This window comes from Clostridioides sp. ES-S-0010-02, from assembly GCA_020641055.1.
GTDB lineage: Bacteria > Bacillota > Clostridia > Peptostreptococcales > Peptostreptococcaceae > Clostridioides.
Window position 1 is genome coordinate 700,383 of sequence record CP067345.1, and the last position, 24,427, is coordinate 724,809.

A 24,427-nucleotide genomic window follows, 5' to 3' on the forward strand; every position below is an offset into this window, starting at 1 on the left:
TTTTGTGAGAACTTTAATAAAACATGGGCTTATAGTAGATGGAAATAAAACACCAGCATATGAAGGGGATATTTTAATAGAAAACGAAAAAATATTAAAAATATCACAGGATTTAAACGAAGAAGCTGACAAAGTTATAGATGCAAAAGGTAGAGTTATATGTCCAGGTTTCATAGATACTCATAGCCATTCAGACCTAGTGATTTTGGTTAATCCATATAATGAGGTAAAGATTAGACAGGGAATTACAACAGAAGTGTTGGGCCAAGATGGAATATCTATGGCCCCTCTACCTCAAGAGCATATATCTTCTTGGAGAAAAAATTTAGCAGGCCTAGATGGTGAAAGTGATGAAATTGATTGGAAATATGAAACAACAGAAAACTATTTAAAAATGATGGATGAAAATGGGGTAGGGTTAAATGAAACTTATTTAGTACCTCATGGAAATGTAAGAATGGAAGCAATGGGGCTTGAAGATAGACCTGCCACTAAAGAGGAAATTCAAAAGATGTGTGAAATCACAGAAAGAGAATTAAGGGCAGGAGCTATAGGATTATCAACTGGACTTATATATATACCTTGTGCGTATTCATTGACAGAAGAAATTATAGAGATGTGTAAAGTAGTAGCAAAATACGATGGAGTATTTGTGGTTCATCAAAGAAGTGAAGCAGATACAATTTTAACATCAATGGAAGAAATTATAGAAATTGGAAAGCAATCAGGAGTAAAAGTTCACTTCTCACACTTTAAGGTTTGTGGTAAATCAAATTGGAAGTATATACCTCAAGTTATAGAACTTTTAGAAAAAGCAGAAAAAGAAGGTATAAGAGTATCATTTGACCAATATCCTTATGCAGCTGGAAGTACAATGCTTGGAGTAGTTTTACCTCCATGGGCACATTCGGGAGGAACTGATAAATTAATAGAAAGATTAAGTGATGAAAACGAAAGAGCAAAAATGAAAAAAGATATAGCAAATGGAATCGAAGGTTGGGATAACTTTATAGAATTTGCTGGAATAGACCAAATTTTTGTAACAAGTGTAAAGACAGAAAAAAATCAAGATACAATTGGTAAGAGCCTGCTAGAAATTGGAAAGATGAGAGGTAAAGACCCATTAGATGCAACGTTTGATTTATTAAAAGAAGAAGAAAATGCAGTTGGAATGGTAGATTTCTATGGATTGGAAGAACATATAATAGGTTTTATGAAAAGAGACGAGCAAAATGTATGTACAGATGGTCTTTTAGCAGGTAAGCCACATCCAAGAGCATATGGTTCTTTCCCTAAAATACTAGGAAGATATGTTAGAGAATTAAATGTACTAACAGTTGAAGAAGCTGTTTATAAAATGACTAAAAAAGCAGCAGTAAGCTTTAGTATAAAAGATAGAGGTGAACTAAAAGAAGGATATTTTGCAGACTTAGTTATATTTGACAAGGATACTGTTAGTGGATGTGATGATTTTATCAATTCCATGCAATATCCGACAGGTATAGATTATGTAATTATAAATGGAAATTGTGTTGTTGAAGAAGGAAAATACAATAAAATTAAAGCAGGAAAAGTACTTAAAAATTAAATCTTAGCTTTAAGGAGGAATAAATTTATGATTTTAGTGGGGAATGGGAGGCTAATAAGCCAAGATTCTTTAAATCCCTATATGGAAGATGGATGTGTTGTAATAAATGACAATCTGATTGAAGATATAGGTACTACTGAGGAAATGAAAGCGAAATATCCAGGACATGAATTTATAGATGCAGGCAAGAAGATAATCATGCCTGGTCTAATAAATTCACATATGCATATATACAGTTCATTTGCTAGAGGTATGGCAGTTCCAGGAAAACCATCTGAAAATTTTTTAGAAATATTAAACAATTTATGGTGGAGACTTGATAAACAACTTACACTAGAAGATACAAAATACAGTGCATATGCAACTTATATAGAATGTATAAAAAATGGTGTCACAACAGTTTATGACCATCATGCAAGTCCAAATGCAATTGAAGGTAGTTTATTTACAATATCAGATGTTGCAAAAGATTTGGGAATAAGAACATGCCTTTGTTATGAGGTATCTGATAGAGATGGTGGAGATACAATACAACAAGGTATCAATGAAAATGTAAATTTCATAAAATATGCTCAAAAAGATGATACAGACATGATAAAGGGAATGTTTGGTCTTCATGCTGCATTTACATTGTCTGATGATACATTAAATAAGTGTGCCTCAGAAATGGCTGGTCTTGATACAGGTTATCATGTACATGTTGCTGAAGGATTAGCAGACTTACAATATAATGTAGATAAATATGGAAAAAGAGTTTTAGAAAGATTTAATGATTTTGGTGTTCTAAAAGAAAAGACTATAGCAGTTCATTGTATATATATAAGTACAGATGAAATCAATCTTTTAAATAAAACAAATACATTTGTAGTTCATAATCCAGAATCTAATATGGGAAATGCAGTTGGATGTTCTCCTGCAATAGAATTACTAAAAAGAGGTGTTACAGTAGGTCTAGGAACTGACGGATACACTAGTGATATGTTTGAATCGTTAAAGGTTGCTAATATAATTCATAAACACCACTTAAGTGACCCAAGAGTTGGATTTGGAGAATCACAAACAATGTTATTTGATAACAATAAAAAAATAGCAAAGGCTTATTATAAAAATGACCTAGGCATACTTAAAAAAGGTGCTTATGCGGATGTCATAGTAGTTGATTATACACCACATACTCCATTGACAGAAAACACAATAGGGGGACACATCATATTTGGAATGAGTGGAAGAAGCGTGGATACAACTATTATAAATGGAAAAGTACTTATGAAAGACAGAAAATTGGTAAACATTGATGAAGAAAGTATTCTAGCTAAGAGTAGAGAACTAAGTCAGAACCTATGGAATAGAATCTAAATAATTGATAATGACATACAAGTAAGAGACAAGAATATAAGTGTTAAAAATAAAACTTAGACAAAAGTAGAATTTAAATGAAGTATATAGATAAAAAATATATGGAATAGAATATTAAACTAAATATAGAAGGGAGACCCAACATGTCTCAAAATGAAAGCCCTAAAATAGCTCCAGTAGATGAAAGGTTACCTGTATCCAAATCCTGGGTATTTTCACTACAGCACGTTTTAGCAATGTGTGCAGGAGCGGTAGCAGTTCCTATGATGATAGGAAGTGCTGCACGACTAGATCATGCTAGTATTGTTTTTTTAATAAATGCTTGCTTGTTTATGGCAGGTATAGGAACACTCATACAAAGTGTTGGTATAGGAAATATTGTAGGCGCTAAAATACCAGTAATTGAAGGAACTAGTTTTGCCGCTGTGGCAGGTATGACAGCAATAGCCTCATCATATAGTGATTCTCAAGTTGCAATACAGACAGTATTTGGCTCTGTAATAGTAGCTGGACTATTTTGTATATTACTTGCTCCAGTATTTGAAAAACTAATAAGATTCTTCCCTAGTGTAGTTACTGGAACAGTTGTTATGGTAATAGGTATTTCACTATTCCCAGTTGGGATAAAGTGGATAACTGACAACAAATTGGAAGCGGTTGAACCAAACTCATTAGCATTAGCTTTAGCAGTATTGGCGATAACTTTACTTTCATTTAAGTTCTTAAAAGGAATTTGGAATAGTACAGCGATATTGGTAGGTATAGTACTTGGTACATTACTTTCTATGGCAGTTGGAATGGCTGATTTTAGTGCAGTAAGTGGAGTTGGTTGGCTTAACTTAAATGTACCTTTAAAATTTGGAATGCCTAGATTTGAACCATCTGCAATATTATCATTATGCTTAATTATGTTAGTACTTATGACAGAATCAGTTGGTAATATGATAGCTATTCACGAAATGGTAGACAAAGAGGTAACTGGTAAAAATATTAAAAGAGGTCTATTTGGAGATGGAATATCTACAGCTTTATCTGGAATATTCAATTCATTTCCAATAACTCCATTTGGTCAAAATACAGGAATTGTTGGACTTACAGGTATAAAATCAAGATTTATTGCAGTTTATGCAGGGGTAATATTGCTAGTACTTGGTTTCTTACCAAAGTTTGCAGCAATAATAGGAGCAATACCTAAGCCTGTTCTTGGTGGAGTAGGATTTGCAATGTTTGGAATGGTAATGGTTGGAGGAGTAAAAACTCTAAGTAAAGTAAAATTTGATGGAACTAAAAATGGAGTGATAGTAGCAGTTAGTGTTGGGTTATCTATGATACCACTGACAAATCCTGATTTCTATCATAATTTTCCAACTTGGGTGCAAACGATATTCCACAGTGGAATAACAACAGGAAGTTTATCAGCAGTACTTTTGAATATCTTCTTCAATGAATTAGGTTCAAAAAAGGAAAAAACTCCTAAGACTGAAGAAGCAAAATAAGAAGAAATAAATGAAAAGCAACATAGACAAAAGAGTATCTAAGCTAAATATTAAAAAATATATTTAATTAAGGGAGAGATAATAATATGGCTAATTTAAAAGTTAATTTATATGGAATGGAATTCTTAAATCCAGTTATGACAGCGGCAGGTCCTGGAGCAAAAGATGGTGATCTCTGTCAAGAGGCAGCAAAAGGTGGAGCAGGAGCTATATGTACAAAAACTATATCTGTGTTACCAGCAGATGTACCAAGACCATGTATGGCAAAAACTAACAGTGGTTTCTTAAATACAGAATTATGGTCAGAGCTTCCAAAAGAACAATGGATAGAAGAAGAATACAAAAAAGTAAAAGCAGCAGGTCTTCCAGTAATAGTAAGTATGGGATATTCAGCAGAACAAATAGCTGAGGTTGCACCTTTAGTAAAACCTTACGCAGATGCAGTTGAATTATCAACTCATTATGTAGGCACAGATGTTGCTCCAATAGTAAATGCTTTAAAAGCTGCAAAAGCTGTTTTAGATGTACCAGTATTTATGAAAATGAGTCCTCATACTGATATTCAAACTATTGCAAAAGCTGTTGAAGAAGCAGGAGCAGATGGACTTGTAATGATAAACTCATTTGGACCATGTATGGCAATAGATGTAAACACAGGATACCCTATAATGGGAAGTAAAGCAGGATATGGATGGTTATCAGGAGCTCCTATAAGACCATTAGCAATAAGATGTATATATGAAGCTTCTCAAGTTGTAAATATACCAATTATAGGTGTTGGTGGAATAACTTGTGGAAAAGATGTAGCTGAAATGATGATGGCAGGAGCAAGTGCTGTTCAAGTATGTACAGAAGCAATCCTTAAAGGGCCTTCTATATATGGAAAAATTGCTAAAGAATTAAATGATTTCTTAGATGAAAATGGATATGCTGATGTTAATGAAATCAAAGGATTAACTCATAAGAAAATGGCAGCTAGAGGATTTAGAACTCATGCAGTGGCTCCAGTTGTAGATGATAATAAGTGTATCAAATGTAAACAATGTGTAACAAGCTGTGTATATGAAGCTTTAGAAGTGACAGATAAATTAAATATAGATGTGGATAAGTGCTTTGGTTGTGGATTATGTGTAACTAGATGTCCAAAAGGTGCTTTAAGTATTTGCTACAATCAAGTAGAAGCTGTTAATGAATAATAATTATATAGAATTTTAGTAATTAACTTAGAGTAATAAATATATTAAGATAATAAAATATATTAGATAAGCAAGTTTATACATTAATAATACAACGTGAAGTTAATAATCTTATGACGTTGATTTAACTAAACATTAGTTTAATTAAATATCATTTTAATTAAATATTAATTTACTGTGTATAAGTGCTCTAATCAAATTACTTTAAGTTAATTTCTTCAGATAAAATAAATTGATACGTTATAAGTAAGGTGGAGTCTATATGGGAATTGTTTTAAAAGGTGGGAAAGTAGTAACAAGTGAAAAAACTTACTGTGCAGATGTAAGAATAGAAAATGAGAAAATAGTTGATATAGGTGTTGATATATCAAAAGAAAATGATGAAGTAGTTGATGTTAGTGATTCTTATATTATACCAGGAGGTATAGATACACACACTCACTTTGATTTAGATACAGGAACTACTAAGACAGCAGATAATTTTGAAACAGGAACAAAAGCTGCAATAGCTGGAGGTACTACTACTATCTTAGATTTTGCTACACAATCTAGAGGTTGTTCTTTAAAAGAAGGATTAGATGAATGGCATGAAAAAGCTAGAGATAAATCTTATTCAGACTATGGTTTTCACATGGCTATAACAGATTGGAATGCTTCAGTTTGTAATGAAATGGAAGACATGGTGAAAGAGGGAGTATCTTCATTTAAATTGTATATGGCATATAAAGGAAGCCTTCAAGTTGATGATGGTGTCATCTTTGAAGCTTTGAGAAAAGCAGAAGAGGTAGGAGGAATTATTGGATTCCATTGTGAAAATGGGGATATAATATGTGAACTTGTGGATAAAGCAAAAGCAGAAAATAATCTATCTCCAAAATATCATCAATTAACTAGACCAGCTATATTAGAAGCAGAAGCAACTTCAAGACTGATGAAGATAGCAGAAGTGGCAAACTCTAAGGTGTACGTTGTTCACCTAAGTTGTAAAGAATCTTTGGAAGAAGTTCTAAAAGCTAAACAAAGAGGAGTAGATGTGATAGTTGAAACTTGTCCTCAATACCTTCTATTAAGTGATGAATTATATGATTTAGAAGGATTTGAAAGTGCTAAATATGTAATGTCACCACCTTTAAGGGATAAAGAAAATAATGAAATTTTATGGAATGCTATTTTAAATAATCAAATAGATACTATAGGTACAGACCACTGTTCTTTTAATTATAGGGGGCAAAAGGAACTTGGAATAAACGATTTCAGTAAAATTCCTAATGGTTCGCCAGGGGTGGAACATAGGATGAGTCTTTTATACACATATGGAGTCTGTAAAAATAAAATATCTATCAACAAGATGGTAGAAGTAACATCGACTAATGCCGCCAAATTATTTGGAATGTATCCTGAAAAAGGAACTATAGAAATAGGTAGTGATGCAGATATATTAGTTTTAAATCCAAATAAAAAATATAAAATAGAAGCAAAAAAACAATTACAAAATGTAGATTATACGCCTTATGAAGGTTATGAAGTAAATTGTCAAATAGAACATGTTTATTTAAGAGGAAAAGAAGTTGTTAGAGAGGGAGAATTAATTTGTAATACTCCAAGTGGGAGATATATAAAAAGGCGTCTAACAGAGGGGGCTAGAGAATGGTAGAATTTATATTAAATGGAGAGAAAGTTGTTGCAAAAGAAGGCAAAAAACTTTTAGACTTCCTTAGAGAAGATATGAATATAACTTCAGTTAAAAATGGATGTTCAGAAGGTGCTTGCGGAACTTGTATGGTCATAATAGATGGTAAAGCAACTAAAGCATGTGTATTTAAAACTGATAAATTAGCTGGGAAAAATATAACAACTATAGAAGGATTATCAGAAAGAGAAAGAGATGTTTTTGCATATTCTTTTGCCAGCCAAGGAGCTGTTCAATGTGGATTTTGCATCCCAGGTATGGTAATTAGTTCAAAAGCGCTTATAGACGTTAATAATAATCCTACTGAAGATGACATAAAAAAAGCTTTAAAAGGTAATATATGTAGATGTACAGGTTATGTAAAAATAATTAAAGCTGTGAGTTTGGCAGCAAAGATATTTAGAGAAGATATAGATGTGCCAAAAGTAAACTGCAAAGGTCTAGTTGGTGAAAGTCTTCATAGAGTTGATGCAGTAGGCAAAACACTTGGATACTCTGAATATGTAGATGATATAAGATTAGAAGGTATGATTTATGGTTCAGCAGTTAGAGCTAAATATCCAAGAGCATTAGTTAAAAAGATAGATATAGAAGAAGCAAAAGCTTACCCAGGAGTTGTTGCAGTTCTTACAGCTAAAGATATTCCAGGAACTATAAAAGTAGGTCACTTAAAGAAAGATTGGGATACTTTAATTCCAGAAGGTGAAATAACTAGATACTTAGGAGATGGAATAGTTTTAGTAGCAGCAGAAACTAGAGAAGCATTAGAAGAAGCGAAAAAACTAGTTAAGATAGATTATGAAGAATTGACACCTTTAAGTACTACAGCAGAGGCTCTTAAAGAAGATGCTCCAAATATACATGAAACAGGTAATGTACTTGTTAAGGAACATTTAGTAAGAGGAAATGCTGAAGAAAAAATAAGGAACTCAAAATACGTTGTAACTAAAAAATACACTACACCTGCAACAGAACATGCATTTTTAGAACCTGAATGTGCAGTAGCAGGTCCTTATGAAGAAGATGGAGTAATAATTTACTCAACAGACCAAGGTGTGTTTGCTACTCAACATGAATGTGCAGATATGTTAGGATTACCACATGAAAAAGTAAGAGTGATAAATAAGATGGTAGGAGGCGGATTTGGTGGAAAAGAAGATATGAGTGTTCAACACCATGCAGCCTTACTTGCATACCACACAAAGAGATTTGTAAAAGTACAGCTTACTAGAAAAGAAAGTATAATTGTTCATCCAAAAAGACATGCTACAGAAATGGAATTTACAACAGCATGTGATGAAAATGGATATCTAACAGGTATGAAAGCAACTATAATATCTGATACAGGTGCTTATGCATCTCTTGGAGGACCAGTATTGCAAAGATTATGTACTCATGCAGCAGGACCATACAATTATCAGGATATTGATATAACTGGAACAGCAGTATATACTAATAATCCTCCTGGAGGAGCATTTAGAGGTTTTGGAGTTACACAAAGTTGTTTTGCTACAGAATGTAATCTAAATTTACTTGCTGAAATGGCTGGAATATCACCTTGGGAAATAAGATATAAAAATGCAATAAGACCTGGTCAAGTTTTACCAAATGGTCAATTTGCAGATGAAGGAACAGCAATGGCAGAAACATTAGAAGCTGTAAAAGAAGAGTATGAAAAACACCCACGTGCAGGTATAGCTTGTGCAATGAAAAATAGTGGTGTAGGAGTTGGGATACCTGATGTGGGAAGATGTAGACTGGTAATAAAAGATGGTAAAGTTCATATAAGAACAAGTGCCTCTTGTATAGGTCAAGGTCTTGGTACGGTTATGACTCAAGTAGTTTGTGAAACTGCAAATTTACTACCTGAAAACATAGTGCATGAAGTTCCAGATACTCACTTGACACCAGATTCTGGTAATACTACAGCTTCAAGACAGACAGTATTTACAGGGGAGGCTACTAAGGTTGCAGCAATTAAATTAAAAGAAGCTTTAGCAACTGGAAAAGCATTATCTGATTTAGAGGGAGAAGAATTTTACGGAGAATATGCAAGTGTTACAGACAAAATGGGTTCTGATAAAGAAAATCCAGTAAGCCATGTAGCTTATGGATATGCAACACAAGTTGTAATGCTAGATGAAAATGGAAAATTAGAAAAAGTAGTAGCAGCACATGATGTAGGAAGAGCTATAAACCCAATCAGTTTAGAGGGGCAAATAGAAGGTGGAGTTGTTATGGGTCTTGGATATGCCTTAACAGAGGATTACCCAGTAGTCAACTCTGTACCTACAGCTAAATTTGGTACATTAGGCTTATTTAAATCTACAGATATACCAGAAATACAAGCCGTAATAGTTGAAAAAAACAAAGATTTATTGGCATATGGTGCAAAAGGAGTAGGAGAGATTTGTACAGTTCCCACTGCACCAGCAGTGCAAAATGCCTATTATGTATTTGATAAAGAGTTTAGAACTGAACTACCACTTCAAAATACGCCATATAGTAAAAAAAAATAACAAAAAAATAAATATTAAATAAAAAAAATCAATTAAATTGTAAATAAAAAAAACCCTTTTGCATAAGGTATATTTTAAATGATAGAATATACATATACAGGAGGGTTTTTCTTTTATAAAATAAGTTTAATAAAATTGAGAGGTGAGCAAAATGAATTTTAATAATAGTCTAGAGTTAACTCAGTCTCAGAAGCTAATCATGACTACACAACTTAAGCAATCATTATCAATATTAAATATGAGTAAGTTGGAGTTAGAAGAAGAGATTAAAAGGGAAGCAGAGAATAACCCATTAGTCGAAGTTGAGAAAAGTGGGGAGATAAATTGGGAAGAATATATAAAAGATATGGAAAAATCAAGACGTTTAGATAGAACAGAAATAAGTTATAACCCTGACAATGAAGTTAATCTAGAAAATTTAGTTAAATATTCGTCAAATTTATATGAGGATTTGAAGTTTCAGATAAGCTTATATAAGCTAACAGATAAACAAATGGAAGTCTGTGAGTATATAATTGATAGCTTAGATGAGGACGGATATTTGAGAACTGAGGAAAAAGTAATTGTTGATACTTTAAAGATAGATGAAGAACTTTTTGAAAAATGCTTGATTAGTGTTCAGCAGTTGGAACCTAGTGGAGTAGGTGCAAGAAGTCTTTCAGAATGTCTGATGATTCAAATGGCAAGCTTAGGAATATATAATGAAATTTTAGAGGAAATCGTTACAAAAGACTTAAATTTAATTGCAAATAATAAATATAAAGAGATAAGCAAGAAGTACAATATGTCACTACAAAAATGCGTTGAACTAATAAATATAATTAAAACATTAGACCCTAAGCCAGGAAGAACCTGTTCAGTAGAAAAAAGTGTATATATACAACCAGATGTAACAGTTGAAAAAATTGATGATGAATTTATTGTGTATTTAAATGAAAAAGACTCCTATCAAATAAAAATAAACAGTTATTATAAAGACATACTAAAAAATTCACAGTCTGACGAAAGTGCAAAAGAATTTATAAAAGAAAGACTAAATTCGGCAACAGGGCTTATGAAAAATATAGAAAGTAGAAAGACTACAGTACTTAAAATTGCAGAAGAAATAGTAAAAGCTCAAGATGAGTTTTTGAGAAAAGGAACAAAATATATAAAGCCCTTAAAAATGAAAGACATAGCAGAAAAATTAGATTTTCATGAATCTACTATAAGTAGAGGTGTAAATGGGAAATATATGCTGACACCTTTTGGAGTATATGAATTTAGGTACTTTTTCAGTAGTGCTATTGAAACTGAAAATCATGAAATGGCATCTAGTACAAGCATAAAAAAAATTATAAAGGAAACAATAAAAGACGAAAATAAAAAGAAACCTTTAAGTGATGACCATATATCTAAGCTATTAAAAGAAAAAGGAATCAATGTTGCAAGAAGAACAGTTGCCAAGTATCGTGAAGAATTAGGAATTTTGTCTTCAAGTAAGAGAAAAGAATATTAGTGAAAAGAGAAAGAAGTATCAGTAAAATTAGGGGAAATGCTAATTAAAATACAAATGAGCATTATACAAATGAATTTAAGTATTGGAAAGAAAAGTATTAGAAATAAAATTAAATATTAGGAAAAATCAGGAATTAGAACGATAACTAGAGTCAAAAAAATACAGAGATAAATAAACTGTTATTGTTAATTTTAAGAGCATAAAAATAAAAACATAAAGTATAAAAACAAAGACATATAGAATCTAGCAGAGTAGAACATACAAGATTGAGTCAAAAATATTAGAATAAAAACCAAAAAATATATGGAAAAAATATTATATAAAAAATAAAAAATACTGTACTTTGAAAATGGTGGAGAAATTGCTATAAAACAAAAAAATAAAAAAGTTTTTGAAAAACTATTGAAATCTATACGCAAATCCTATAAAATAAAATTATCTTGTGGGACTTAAATAAACACTAGGGACAAAAAAAGTCCCTAAAGGAAAGCAATAAGGAGTATGTTATGAAGAACTTATTAGAAATTCAAAAGAAACTAATTCCACAGGCAATTGAACTTATGGAAAGAAGATACTCTATTTTAAGACAAATATCTTTAAGTGAACCAATAGGTAGAAGAACTTTATCAAATGTATTAGAAATTAGTGAAAGAATAATTAGGTCAGAAACAGAGTTTTTAAAAGAACAAGGACTTATAGATGTTGCTGTATCTGGAATGACTATCACTAAAGAAGGTTCTGATTTATTAGATAAACTTAAAGACATCATGAGTGACATCATGGGATTGTCTAAGTTACAAGATAGGGTCAGAGAAAAGCTTGGAATAAAAAAGGTAATACTAGTTCCTGGAAGCTGTGATGAAAATGGAAGCTTATTAAAAGATGTAACTAGATATGGATGCGAGTATTTCTTAGGTATTTTAAAAGATGGAGATATAGTTTCAATAACAGGGGGAAGCACTATGTTAGAGTTTTCAAATGTTATTAAAACTGATAAGAGATATCCAAACTCTACAATAGTGCCAGCTAGAGGAAGTATGGGAACTGATGTAGAGATGCAGTCTAATAGTATAGTTGCTTCAGTAAGTAAGAAATTACACTCTAATTGCAAACTTTTACATATACCAGATGAATTGGACGAGAGTGCAATGAAAACTCTTAGCCAAGTGCCAGAGATTAAGACAACTTTGGAGTATATTAAAAGAACAGACATTTTAGTTTTCAGCATAGGTAGAGCAGATGTCATGGCAAAGAGAAGAAAACTTCCAGAAGATAAAGTTAACGAGATATTATCTAAAAATGCAGTTGGAGAAGCATTTGGATATTATTTCAACAAAGATGGAGAAATAGTTTATAAATTAAATACTGTTGGAATTGATTTAGAGACAGTTAAAGAAGTAAAAGAAACTATTGCAATCTTTGCAGGAACAGAAAAAGTAGAAGCCTTATTAGCCATATCAAATATGCATAAAAACATGGTTCTTGTAACAGATGAAGAAAGTGCTTATAAGATATTGTCATTATTATAAAAGTCGAAAACTAGCACAGAGCTAGACAACATACATTTACTTTATAGGAGGTAGCGAAAATGGTTAAAGTAGCTATAAATGGATTTGGAAGAATAGGAAGATTAGCATTAAGAAAAATGATGGAGCAACAAGATAAGTTTGAAGTTGTTGCAATAAACGACTTAACAGATGCTAAAATGTTAGCTCATTTATTTAAATATGATACAGCTCAAGGAAGATTTAACGGTGAAATAGAAGTTAAAGAAGGTGCTTTTATAGTAAACGGAAAAGAAATAAAAGTAACAGCAGAAAGAAATCCTGCTGACCTACCATGGGCTGAATTAGGAGTAGATATAGTATTAGAATGTACAGGATTCTTTACTTCTAAAGATAAAGCAGAAGCTCATATACAAGCAGGAGCTAAAAAAGTTGTTATATCTGCACCAGCAACTGGAGATTTAAAAACAATAGTATTCAACACAAACAGTGACATATTAGATGGTTCTGAAACAGTTATATCAGGAGCTTCTTGTACAACTAACTGTTTAGCTCCAATGGCTAAAGTATTAAATGATAAATATGGTATAGAAAAAGGATTAATGACTACTATACATGCATATACTAATGACCAAAATACTTTAGATGGTCCTCATCCAAAAGGTGATTTAAGAAGAGCTAGAGCTGCTGCTGGAAACATAGTTCCAAACACTACAGGAGCTGCAAAAGCAATCGGTTTAGTAATACCTGCATTAAAAGGAAAATTAGATGGAGCAGCACAAAGAGTACCAGTTGTAACTGGTTCAATAACTGAATTAGTTTGTACATTAGGAAAAAATGTTACAGTTGAAGAAATAAATGCAGCTATGAAAGAAGCTTCAAACGAATCTTTCGGATACACTGAAGAAATGTTAGTATCTTCTGATATAATCGGAATAAGCTACGGTTCATTATTTGACGCTACTCAAACAAAAGTTATGGAAGTAGATGGAAAACAATTAGTTAAAGTTGTTTCTTGGTATGATAATGAAATGTCTTATACTTCTCAATTAATAAGAACTTTAGGATACTTTGCACAATTAGCAAAATAGTCAGCTTTTAGAAAATAGAAAAGTAGATTGACAAAGTCCGAGTTTGTAGTTTAACACTACGGACTCTGGACTTTTTTTAAGAAAAAATATATAAAATACACCTAAATAATGTTACATACTATATATAAAAATATGATAATATGATATATTTAATAGGGTAAAAGTATGTACTATATTATACTTGGCAATAAAAAATTACTTTATTAAAAGGAGAGATATTTATGTCAATGCTAAACAAAAAAACTATAGAAGATATTGATGTGTGCGGGAAAAAAGTATTAGTGAGATGTGACTTTAATGTACCATTACAAGATGGTGTAATTACTGATGAAAATAGATTAAACGGAGCTTTACCAACAATTCAATATTTAATTTCTAAAGGAGCAAAAGTTATATTATGTTCTCATTTAGGAAAACCAAAGGGAGAAGCTAAACCAGAATTATCTTTAGCACCAGTTGCAAAGAGATTATCTGAAATGTTAGGTAAAGAAGTTGTATTTGCAGCAGATGATAATGTAGTAGGAGAAAATGCAAAAAAAGCTACTGAAAAAATGGAAAACGGAGATGTAGTGTTATTAGAAAATACTAGATATAGAAAAGAAGAAACTAAAAATGAAGAAAACTACTCTAAAGAATTAGCTTCACTTGCTGAAATATTTGTAAATGATGCATTTGGAACTGCTCATAGAGCGCATTGTTCAACAGTTGGAGCAGGAGAATTTTTACAAGAGAGAGTTTGCGGATACTTAATTCAAAAAGAATTAAAATTCTTAGGAGAAGCTGTTGCCAATCCTGTAAGACCATTTACAGCTATACTTGGGGGAGCTAAAGTTTCTGATAAATTAGCTGTTATAAATGAACTATTAGAAAAAGTTGATAATCTAATAATAGGTGGAGGAATGGCTTATACATTCTTAAAAGCTCAAGGTTATGAAGTAGGAACATCTTTACTTGAAATAGATAAAGTAGAATATGCAAAAGAAATGATGGAAAAAGCTAAGGCAAAAGGCGTTAACTTATTATTGCCAGTAGATGTTGTTATGGCAGACCACTTTGCACCAGATGCAACTCCAATAGTAACAGAAGATGCTAATGTAAAAGAAGATTATATGGGACTAGATATGGGACCTAAGACTATAGCAAACTTTGTAAAAGCCATAAAAGAATCAAAAACTGTAGTATGGAACGGACCAATGGGAGTATTTGAATTTGAAAACTTTGCAAATGGAACACTATCAGTAGCCAAAGCTATGGCAGAATTAACTGACGCAACTACTGTAATTGGTGGTGGTGATAGTGCAGCAGCAGTTAATCAATTAGGATTTGGTGATAAGATGACTCACGTATCAACAGGTGGAGGAGCATCACTAGAATTTTTAGAAGGTAAAGAATTACCAGGTATTGCAGCATTAGATAATAAATAAACTACTATATAGAGGAGATTGTAAAATGAGAAAACCTATAATTGCAGGAAACTGGAAAATGCATAAAACAATAAAGGAAGCTTTAGAATTTGTAAATGAAGTTAAAGGAAAAGTTAATGCTGATAAGGCAGAAGCTGTTATATGTGCACCATTTACTTTATTGAAGGATTTAAAAGAAGCTACTAAGGGTACAAATATAAAGATAGGTGCTCAAAACATGCACTTTGAAGAAAAAGGAGCATTTACAGGAGAAGTTTCACCTCTTATGTTAAAAGAAATAGATATGGACTATGTTATAATAGGACATTCAGAAAGAAGACAGTATTTCAATGAAACTGATGAAACTGTAAACAAAAAAGTTTTAAAAGCTTTAGAAGTAGAAATAGACCCAATACTATGTGTTGGTGAAACTTTAGAGCAAAGAGAAGCTGGAAAAACTAAAGATGTTTGTAAAGTTCAAGTTGAAAAAGCTTTAGAAAATGTTCTTAAAGATGATTTAGCAAAAGTAGTTGTTGCATATGAGCCAATCTGGGCTATTGGAACTGGTAAAACTGCAACTGCTGAAGATGCTAATGATGTTATATCTTATATAAGAGAAGTTATAAAAGGATTATATGGAGAATTAGCTAATGAAGTTAGAATACAATACGGTGGAAGTGTTAAACCTTCAAATGTAGCTGAAATAATGGGTCAAAGTGATATAGATGGAGCTTTAGTAGGTGGAGCTAGTTTAGCTGCTAATGACTATTTAGACCTTGTTAATTTCTAAGGAGTGAAATGATGAAAAAACCAGTTGCTTTAATTATTATGGACGGATTTGGATATAATAAGGAAGTTAAGGGAAATGCAATTGCTGAGTCCAAAACTCCTAATTTAGACAGAATAATGAAAGAATATCCAAACACATTAATAAATGCTAGTGGTCTTGATGTTGGTCTACCTGATGGTCAAATGGGAAATTCAGAAGTTGGCCATACTAATATAGGTGCAGGTAGAATTGTATATCAAGATTTAACTAGAATAACAAAATCTATAAAAGATGGTGATTTTTTTAATAATAAAGTTTTATGTGAAGCTATGGACAATGCAAAAGAACATTCTCTTCATGTAATGGGTCTTTTGTCTGATGGTGGAGTACATTCACATATAGACCATCTTAAAGCTATAATCAAAATGGCAAAAGATAAAGGTGTAGAAAAAGTATATGTTCATGCATTTACTGATGGTAGAGATACTGACCCTCAAAGCGCATTGGAATATGCTAAGGAAGTACAAGCTAGTATGAATGAAATTGGAGTAGGTGAATTTGCTACAGTTTCTGGTAGATACTATGCAATGGATAGAGATAAGAGATGGGAAAGAGTAGAGCTTGCATACAATGCCATGGCTAGAGGTATTGGCGAAAAAGCAACTTCTATTGAAGAAGCTATTCAAAACTCTTATGATAATGGAAAAAATGATGAATTTATAATGCCAACAGTTATTGTTAAAGATGATAAAGCAGTTGGAAGTATAAAAGAAAATGATTCAATTATATTCTTCAATTTCAGACCAGATAGAGCAAGACAAATAACAAGAGCTTTAGTAAGTGAAGAGTTTGATGGATTTAAAAGAGAAGAAATTAAAAACTTCTTTGTATGTTTAACAGAGTACGATATAACTATAAAAGAAGTGCATATAGCATTTGGACCACAATCTTTAACTAATACTCTGGGTGAATATCTTGCGAAAAATGGAAAAACTCAATTAAGAGCTGCTGAAACTGAAAAATATGCGCATGTTACTTTCTTCTTCAATGGTGGAGTAGAAGAGCCAAACAAAGGTGAAGAGAGATTATTAATACCTTCTCCAAAGGTTGCAACTTACGACTTACAACCAGAGATGTCTGCATATGAATTAACAGACAAAGCTTTAGAAAAACTAGGAGAAGATAAGTTTGACTTTATAGTTTTAAACTTTGCAAACCCTGACATGGTAGGTCATACAGGAAATATTGAAGCAGCTATAAAGGCTGTTGAGACTGTAGATACTTGTGTAGGAAAATTAGTAGATAAAATAATAGAGCTAGGTGGAAGTGCAATAATAACTGCTGACCACGGAAATGCTGAATACATGTTAGACCCACAAACAGGAAAGACTGTAACAGCCCACTCTATTAATCCAGTACCATTTGTGGTTGTTGGACAAGAATTTGAAGGTGCAAAATTATTAGACGCAGGAAGATTATCTGATATAGCGCCAACTGTTTTAGATATGATGAAGTTAGAAAAACCAGAAGAAATGACTGGTCATTCACTTATTTCAAAATAGTTAAGCTTAATAAGTATTATCTATTAATCTAGTGCCATTTGAAATTTTTGCTAAAGAATTTGAATATGCAAAATTAGGTGCTAGAAATTGAATTAATAAGTTTATAAATTGAATTGATAAGTAGAATAGTAACTTACAATAAAGTAAACTTAAAAATATTTCAGTCTAAGTGAATTTTATAAAGTTTAAGTAAAATGATGTAAAAAATAATAATTAATATATATTATAAAATCAAAAATTATTAGAATCATTAGTTGTAAATTTTGTGTTTCATGTTTTAAGTTTATCTGTATATTTATGTATTGAAGATTGATTTTGGCTAATAGATAAGTTAAAAATTATAAAAAATAAAATAAAAATAGAAACTTTTACAAATTTACCCATCAAATAAATTTGTATCTAATTTTCAAAAATAACTTTCTGTACTATAATATAATAAGTAGATTAAAACTAGTAGACGGATGTTTACAGTAAATGAAAATTTAACTAATAGAAAAATCGAAGGGAGATATACAAATGTCAGTTATTGAATTAGTATATGCTAGAGAAGTATTAGACTCAAGAGGAAATCCAACTGTAGAAGTTGAAGTAGTATTAGAAGATGGAGCAATGGGAAGAGCAATAGTTCCATCAGGTGCATCTACAGGAGCTTTTGAAGCTGTTGAATTAAGAGATGGAGACAAAGGAAGATACTTAGGAAAAGGTGTAGAAACAGCTGTTGCTAACGTAAATGAAATAATAGCACCAGAAATCGAAGGAATGGATGCATTTGACCAACCAGCTATAGATGCAATGATGATAGAATTAGATGGAACTCCAAACAAAGGTAAATTAGGAGCTAATGCTATATTAGGTGTTTCAATGGCAGTAGCTAGAGCAGCTGCTGATGAAATAGGTTTACCATTATTCCAATACTTAGGTGGAGTAAATGCTAAGCAATTACCTGTTCCAATGATGAACATATTAAATGGTGGAGAACATGCTGATAATAACGTTGATGTTCAAGAGTTCATGATATTACCAGTAGGAGCTTGTTGCTTTAAAGAAGGTTTAAGAATGGGAGCAGAAGTATTCCATTCATTAAAGAAAGTTTTAGGAGAAAAAGGATTAGCTTGTGGTGTAGGTGACGAAGGTGGATTCGCTCCAAACTTAGGTTCAAACAGAGAAGCTTTAGAATTAATAGTTGAAGCTATAACAAAAGCTGGATATAAGCCAGGAGAAGATGTTATGTTAGGACTTGATGTTGCTGCTACAGAAATGTACAATAAAGAAACTAAAAAATACGTTTTAGCTGGAGAAGGAAAAGAATTAACTGCTGCTGAAATGGTTGCTTTATATGAAGATTGGTCAAACAACTTCCCAATAATAACTATAGAAGATGGTTTAGATGAAGAAGATTGGGATGGATGGAAATTATTAACTGAAAAATTAGGAAACAAATTACAATTAGTTGGAGATGACTTATTTGTTACTAATACAGAAAGATTAGAAAAAGGAATTGAAAATGGAGTAGCTAACTCTATATTAGTTAAAGTTAACCAAATAGGTACAATAACTGAAACTCTAGATGCAATAGAAATGGCTAAGAGAGCAGGGTACACTGCTGTTATATCTCATAGATCAGGAGAAACTGAAGATTCTACTATAGCAGATTTAGCTGTTGCAGTAAATGCTGGACAAATAAAAACTGGTGCTCCATCAAGAACTGATAGAGTTGCTAAATACAACCAATTATTAAGAATAGAAGAAATGGTTGGAGAGCAAGCTAGATACTGTGGATTAAAATCTTTCTATAACTTAAAAAAATAGTTTTTAAGGATTAAAAAGATAGTATAAAAGATTTTAAGTTTATCTTATAAGAGATAAATGGGATAAGTGTTAATTGATTTTTCAAAGCACTTATCCCTTTTTATATGTAAGCCATTTTTATTAGGAAAATAAATAAAAGCTTTGAAATAATTGCTATAATTAAAAACTATAGATATATTTTGATGGCTTTTGATATCAGTTTTGTTTGTGATTTATAACATAATAGTCTTGAAATGGCTATATTATTGTGATACACTAAAGAGTAATGAAATTTAAGTAATAGAAAGATAGGAGGGGCAAGAATGGGCAACATTTTAATGGGTGTGCAAGTAGTACTAGGGATTTTACTAGTAATTAGCATAATGCCTCAAGATTCTAAGAATGCTTTACCTTCAGAGTTTGGTGGAGAAGGAAGTCAAGCTTACTTTAAACCAAAAGGAAAACAAGCATTTCTTGCTAGAGTTACAAAAATAACAGCAGTATTATTTTTTATAAATGCATTGGCACTACTTATAGTTAAGAAGTAGTGGTATTGTTGAATAACTGGCCATTATTTAATTAGTGCATTTTGGTTACATTTAAAAATTAAATTTAGTTTTTAATAAAAGTACGTCAACATAAAAAAGTACGTAAAATAAAAGCTGGACTAATGATTTTATATTATTGGTCCAGTTTTTATTTTATGAATTGAGTCAGATATTTATAAAATAAATTTTTGATATATCTATTTTTGTTATATAGTTTTTAATATCTAGCTTTTGATATATCTAATTTTTAATCATTCTAGTATGCACAATCAACTTGATAATTTGCAAAATAGATACCATACTAAGCATCATTATTAAAAAAAAGTAGGAACTGTTAGTATATTGTGTATTTGTTAATATAAACTTTAATAAAAGAGTGTTGATTATTATTGTTAAAAGACCCATTAATTTACCAAATAAATTATAGCTCTTTTTTAAAATAGTGTTTTGAATTAGCAGTATAATTGCAATTATAGTAAAAACGATAAGAATAGCTATTAGAGCTATTTTAAGTGATTCAATAGGATAATCTCTTTCAAAGTTTCTGTTAGTGTATGTTACCCACCTATGCATTCCCATTCTTGTATTTGCATATTTTTCAAAAACCTTACATCCTATTAGAAAAGCAATTTGAAATAGTATTGTAATACTATAGAGTGTTTTCTTCATTAGTATTTCTCCTTATTATATTAAATTATAGACAAACTAAAAATATTATATTGATTTATATTATAATGTTTACTACTAAAATATTATAATATAAATCAATATAATTTAATAGTAAGATATAAATAGAATGCTGTATAGAAATTTTGTATAAAAAGTAAGATGAAGTATAGATATTTTGTATAGCCAACATTATGTATAAGCTGTAGAATTATTGAATAGAAAAAAGCTATATGATATACTTTTTAGATGAAAACTAGATAAGATGGAGGGAAAAACGTGAAAAAAAGGTTATTAAGTTTAATATTATGTATAGCTATGATTGCGACTTTATTAGTTGGGTGTTCAAACAACAATTCAAATGAAGCAAGTAATAAAGATGCTAATGCGGAAAAGGTTACAGCTGACCCAGTTGATACAACAAAAGTATTTGTATCACCTAAGTGGGTAAAAAGTGTTATTGATGGAAATCAACCAGAGTCTAAAAATTATGTTATTGCAGAAGGCTCATGGGGAGCAACTGAACAAAATGAAGGCTACTTGAAACAGCATATACCAGGAGCTATTCATATTGATACAGACTCTTTAGAATATGATAATGATGAAGGAGTAAAAGACTTTGATAACTACAATATCAAACCAGCAGATGTAGTTGAAAAAGTATTACTTAGCAATGGTATTACATCAGATACAACTGTTATACTATATGGTTCTGATTCAGGAGTAGATAGAATAGCATTCATTTGTCTTTGGGCTGGTGTTAAAAATGTTAAAGTTATGGATGGGAGTATTGAAGCATGGAAAAATGCAAAATATGATGTAGAAAAAGGAGCAGTAGAGCCAAAATCTCAAAAAGAGTTTGGTGTAAAAGTTCCAGCTCATCCAGAATATGTAATGGATATAAAAGATGTAGAAAATAAATTAAAAAATGACCCTAACTTTAGACTAGTAAGTATAAGAAGCTTAGAAGAGTTCTCTGGAAAAACAAGTGGTTACAATTATATTGATAAAGCTGGAGAGCCAAAGGGTGCTGTATGGGGGCGTGCAGGTACTGATGCAAGCAGTATGCAAGATTATATGAATGAAGATGGAAGCTATGTAGATTTTGATAAAGTATTAGGTTATTTTAAAGATATTGATGTGACAAAAGATACAAATACAGCATTTTATTGTGGAACTGGATGGAGAGCAACTATTCCTTGGTTAATGTGCTATGAAAATGGATGGAAAAACATCACTTTATTTGATGGTGGATGGTGGCAATGGCAAACACAACCTAATCTGCCAGTACAAGTAGGAAATCCTAAAGATGGGGATGTTAAGTATACAACTGTAGGTGAATTATCAACTGATAAAGCTAAAAAATAATATAAAAAAAGAGGATATGCCAATATAATTTTTATAAGTAATAAGCTATATACTATTTTTAAAAAAAGCTTGAAATTTTATGAGTTTCAGTAAAGAATACAAGTTTCAATAGAGAATATAAATTTCAATATAAAAGGTGAACTATATTTATTATAGTCCACCTTTTTTATATTTTTTTGAGTTATGAGTAGTACTTATTTTCTGTATATATTTATTACAATATCAATACATATTTACTATGCTATCAATATGTGTTTCTTACAATACAAGTATATATTTCTTATTATACCAAATTATACTATAGGATATTACTAAATAAGATTATTCTGTTTTAAGATAAATATTATTATAAATACTGTGATTATGGAAAATGCAGAGGTAAATACTACAATTTGTCCAGCAAGTTCACTATCAGAATTCATCTGTTGGGCCATTGTAAATGAAGAAATAGCAGTTGGAGCAGATAACATTATCATAAGTGAAGCTAATTCTACATTTCTAAATCCAAGAAAAATGCCAATTGGTAAAAATATAGCAGGTATAAGAATAAGTTTTCCGCACACCCCCAGTATAATTGGTCTTATATGTCCTTTTATAGCAGAAAAGCTGAAAGACCCACCTAGAATTATAAGTGATAGGGGAGTAGCAATTTTGGAAATATCACCAATGGTTTTATGTAAAAATTCAGGGATTTTAATATTTAAAATAAGCATTATCAATCCTATTACAGAAGCTATTATGAGAGGATTTGTTAAAACACCTTTAATCATGTGCTTTATATTTATTTTACCACCTCTAAAAATCTCAAGTATTATGACTGATAATACATTGAACATAGGAACAATAACTGCAATTAATAAAGATGTAACCCCAATATTTTTATCACCAAATAGTGAGATTGTTACAGGTATACCAAATATAACAAAATTACTGCGAAAGATACCTTGTATTAATGCACCTCTTGTTTTATTATCTTTTTCAATCTTAGGTATAATAAAAACTAAGAGTAAAAAGATTGAAAAAATACTTATAATAGCTACAGCCATAAGTTTGAGGTTAAGAGAACCATTTAAATCCGTATTGTATATATTAAAAAATAATAGTAATGGCAGGAAAGATTTGAAACAAACATTATTCATTTTATTTAAAGTATGTTCATCAAATAAACTTAATTTTTTCAGAACATACCCAAGTGACATTGTGAGAAACAAAGGAAGAACTACATTTATAGATAGAATTAAATTTTCCAAAGTTTATTCTCCATAACTTGACAATTCAATTAAATTTCCATCAGGGTCTCTTAAGTAAATAGACTTCATTTCACCAAAGGCTCCTGTGCGTTCTACAATTCCTTGCTCAATTTTAATCTCATTTTGTTCTAAGTTTGTTTTTGTCATGTCAATATTAGTATTTATCTCAAAACACAAATCAGCACTACCTGTTTGTACGTTTTTGCTGTGAGGTGAAAGTTCATGACCTTTTAAATGGACATTTATTTTGAAATCTCCAGAGTAAAGTTCATATCTTTCATTTGCCATCTTTAATGTAAAACCAAGCTTTTTATAAAAATTTATGCAGTTTTCTATATTATTAGTAGTAATGACCACATGGTCTATTTTTTTTATCATAATAACTCCTCGAAATTTTATATAGATTTATTAAATGTGTTTATATCTTCTTTTAATAAGGCATAAAATAATAATTAGTTAAATATAAGAAATAACCTGAAATTAATTGATTTAATAGTTAAATAAAATATAAAAAATAATTCGAATCCATTGAATCAACAATTAATTAAAATAGAAAAATAATTTAATAGCAATTAAGCTAATCATTAATTAAGTGTAACAAATTAATGATTAGCTATAGTAAATCTAATTAATTAGAATAACTCCCTTTAAGTGTAAATCTATCTAAAATATGCCCATCCATGGCTTCAAAAAACTCATTCATATAAAATCCCTTTTCAAGATTAAGAGTAGTATCAAGGGCAAACACATGTATTTCATAAACATGTGGTCTATCTGGAGGAGCCATACCACCATAAACACTAGCTTCTAATCTACCAATATCACCTAATTTACTATGCCAACTAGTAGTCCCTTGAATAAAATCAGTAGCTGTTATGCTTTCATTTTCCTTTAATTCATCTTTTGTTATATTTGCAGCTAGCCAATGTATCCATGCAAATCCACATACAGGAACTGAATCTTTGTCCTCTAAAAATACAGCAAAGGACACTGTATGCTCTGGAGCATCTTCAAATTTTAGAGGTAATGAATATGTAGGCATACCACCTTTATTAAATTGATTTCCTCTTTTTCCATATTTATCTTCTATAACACCGTTTACTATACCTGTACTAGTTACTTTCATAATAATTT

The 24,427-nt window shown here is 30.9% G+C and carries 18 protein-coding genes and 1 pseudogene; 15 read left to right on the top strand and 4 right to left on the bottom strand.

What is annotated here, in order from left to right:
- Positions 1-4: 4 nt before the first annotated feature.
- From JJC01_03645 to secG, 14 genes are all read left to right on the top strand, one after another.
- Positions 5-1,588 carry a D-aminoacylase gene (locus JJC01_03645; protein ID UDN58972.1) on the top strand — a complete coding sequence of 528 codons (1,584 nt, stop codon included), beginning with the start codon at positions 5-7 and terminating at the stop codon, positions 1,586-1,588.
- 27 nt (positions 1,589-1,615) lie between these two features.
- Positions 1,616-2,944 carry a putative aminohydrolase SsnA gene (gene ssnA, locus JJC01_03650; GenBank protein UDN58973.1) on the top strand — a complete coding sequence of 443 codons (1,329 nt, stop codon included), beginning with the start codon at positions 1,616-1,618 and terminating at the stop codon, positions 2,942-2,944.
- 143 nt (positions 2,945-3,087) lie between these two features.
- The gene (locus JJC01_03655) at positions 3,088-4,440 is read left to right on the top strand and encodes a purine permease (GenBank protein UDN58974.1); all 1,353 of its coding nucleotides are present in this window, start codon (positions 3,088-3,090) and stop codon (positions 4,438-4,440) included.
- An 86-nt stretch (positions 4,441-4,526) separates the two neighbouring features.
- Positions 4,527-5,636, top strand: coding sequence for a 4Fe-4S binding protein (locus JJC01_03660; protein UDN58975.1), 1,110 nt, complete (start codon positions 4,527-4,529; stop codon positions 5,634-5,636).
- A gap of 262 nt (positions 5,637-5,898) precedes the next feature.
- On the top strand, positions 5,899-7,290 hold the full coding sequence (gene hydA / locus JJC01_03665; protein UDN58976.1) for a dihydropyrimidinase: 1,392 nt from the start codon (positions 5,899-5,901) through the stop codon (positions 7,288-7,290).
- A complete protein-coding gene (xdh, locus tag JJC01_03670) occupies positions 7,284-9,845 on the top strand; it encodes a selenium-dependent xanthine dehydrogenase (protein ID UDN58977.1) in 2,562 nt (853 codons plus the stop codon). The genes hydA and xdh overlap by 7 nt, the downstream gene beginning before the upstream one ends.
- A gap of 151 nt (positions 9,846-9,996) precedes the next feature.
- Positions 9,997-11,343, top strand: a complete 1,347-nt coding sequence (rpoN, locus tag JJC01_03675) for an RNA polymerase factor sigma-54 (protein UDN58978.1) — start codon at positions 9,997-9,999, stop codon at positions 11,341-11,343.
- Positions 11,344-11,849: 506 nt separating this feature from the next.
- The gene (locus JJC01_03680; protein UDN58979.1) at positions 11,850-12,872 is read left to right on the top strand and encodes a transcriptional regulator; all 1,023 of its coding nucleotides are present in this window, start codon (positions 11,850-11,852) and stop codon (positions 12,870-12,872) included.
- Positions 12,873-12,931: 59 nt separating this feature from the next.
- Positions 12,932-13,939, top strand: a complete 1,008-nt coding sequence (gene gap / locus JJC01_03685) for a type I glyceraldehyde-3-phosphate dehydrogenase (GenBank protein ID UDN58980.1) — start codon at positions 12,932-12,934, stop codon at positions 13,937-13,939.
- 221 nt (positions 13,940-14,160) lie between these two features.
- Entirely contained in the window at positions 14,161-15,363 is a 1,203-nt protein-coding gene (locus JJC01_03690) for a phosphoglycerate kinase (GenBank protein ID UDN58981.1), read from the top strand.
- Between the two features lie 25 nt (positions 15,364-15,388).
- Positions 15,389-16,132, top strand: coding sequence for a triose-phosphate isomerase (locus JJC01_03695; GenBank protein UDN58982.1), 744 nt, complete (start codon positions 15,389-15,391; stop codon positions 16,130-16,132).
- Positions 16,133-16,140: 8 nt separating this feature from the next.
- Positions 16,141-17,673 (top strand): 2,3-bisphosphoglycerate-independent phosphoglycerate mutase, encoded by a 1,533-nt coding sequence (locus JJC01_03700; GenBank protein UDN58983.1) that lies wholly within the window; start codon positions 16,141-16,143, stop codon positions 17,671-17,673.
- 516 nt (positions 17,674-18,189) lie between these two features.
- Positions 18,190-19,482 (top strand): phosphopyruvate hydratase, encoded by a 1,293-nt coding sequence (gene eno, locus JJC01_03705; GenBank protein UDN58984.1) that lies wholly within the window; start codon positions 18,190-18,192, stop codon positions 19,480-19,482.
- A 302-nt stretch (positions 19,483-19,784) separates the two neighbouring features.
- A complete protein-coding gene (gene secG / locus JJC01_03710; protein ID UDN58985.1) occupies positions 19,785-20,009 on the top strand; it encodes a preprotein translocase subunit SecG in 225 nt (74 codons plus the stop codon).
- Between the two features lie 240 nt (positions 20,010-20,249).
- On the opposite strand, the gene JJC01_03715 is transcribed toward secG, so the two are convergent.
- The gene (locus JJC01_03715) at positions 20,250-20,678 is read right to left on the bottom strand and encodes a hypothetical protein (protein UDN58986.1); all 429 of its coding nucleotides are present in this window, start codon (positions 20,676-20,678) and stop codon (positions 20,250-20,252) included.
- A 276-nt stretch (positions 20,679-20,954) separates the two neighbouring features.
- On the opposite strand from JJC01_03715, the gene JJC01_03720 reads away from it, so the two are divergent.
- Positions 20,955-22,043, top strand: coding sequence for a sulfurtransferase (locus JJC01_03720; GenBank protein UDN58987.1), 1,089 nt, complete (start codon positions 20,955-20,957; stop codon positions 22,041-22,043).
- A 311-nt stretch (positions 22,044-22,354) separates the two neighbouring features.
- Here the strand turns inward: JJC01_03720 and JJC01_03725 are convergent, their stop codons facing one another.
- The 3 genes and pseudogenes from JJC01_03725 to JJC01_03735 form a co-directional block, all read right to left on the bottom strand.
- Positions 22,355-23,293 (bottom strand): AEC family transporter, encoded by a 939-nt coding sequence (locus JJC01_03725; protein UDN58988.1) that lies wholly within the window; start codon positions 23,291-23,293, stop codon positions 22,355-22,357.
- Positions 23,281-23,671 (bottom strand): annotated as a pseudogene (locus tag JJC01_03730) (VOC family protein). The gene JJC01_03725 and the pseudogene JJC01_03730 overlap by 13 nt, the downstream one beginning before the upstream one ends.
- 250 nt (positions 23,672-23,921) lie before the next feature.
- Positions 23,922-24,419, bottom strand: a complete 498-nt coding sequence (locus JJC01_03735) for a YbhB/YbcL family Raf kinase inhibitor-like protein (protein ID UDN58989.1) — start codon at positions 24,417-24,419, stop codon at positions 23,922-23,924.
- Positions 24,420-24,427 lie beyond the last annotated feature (8 nt).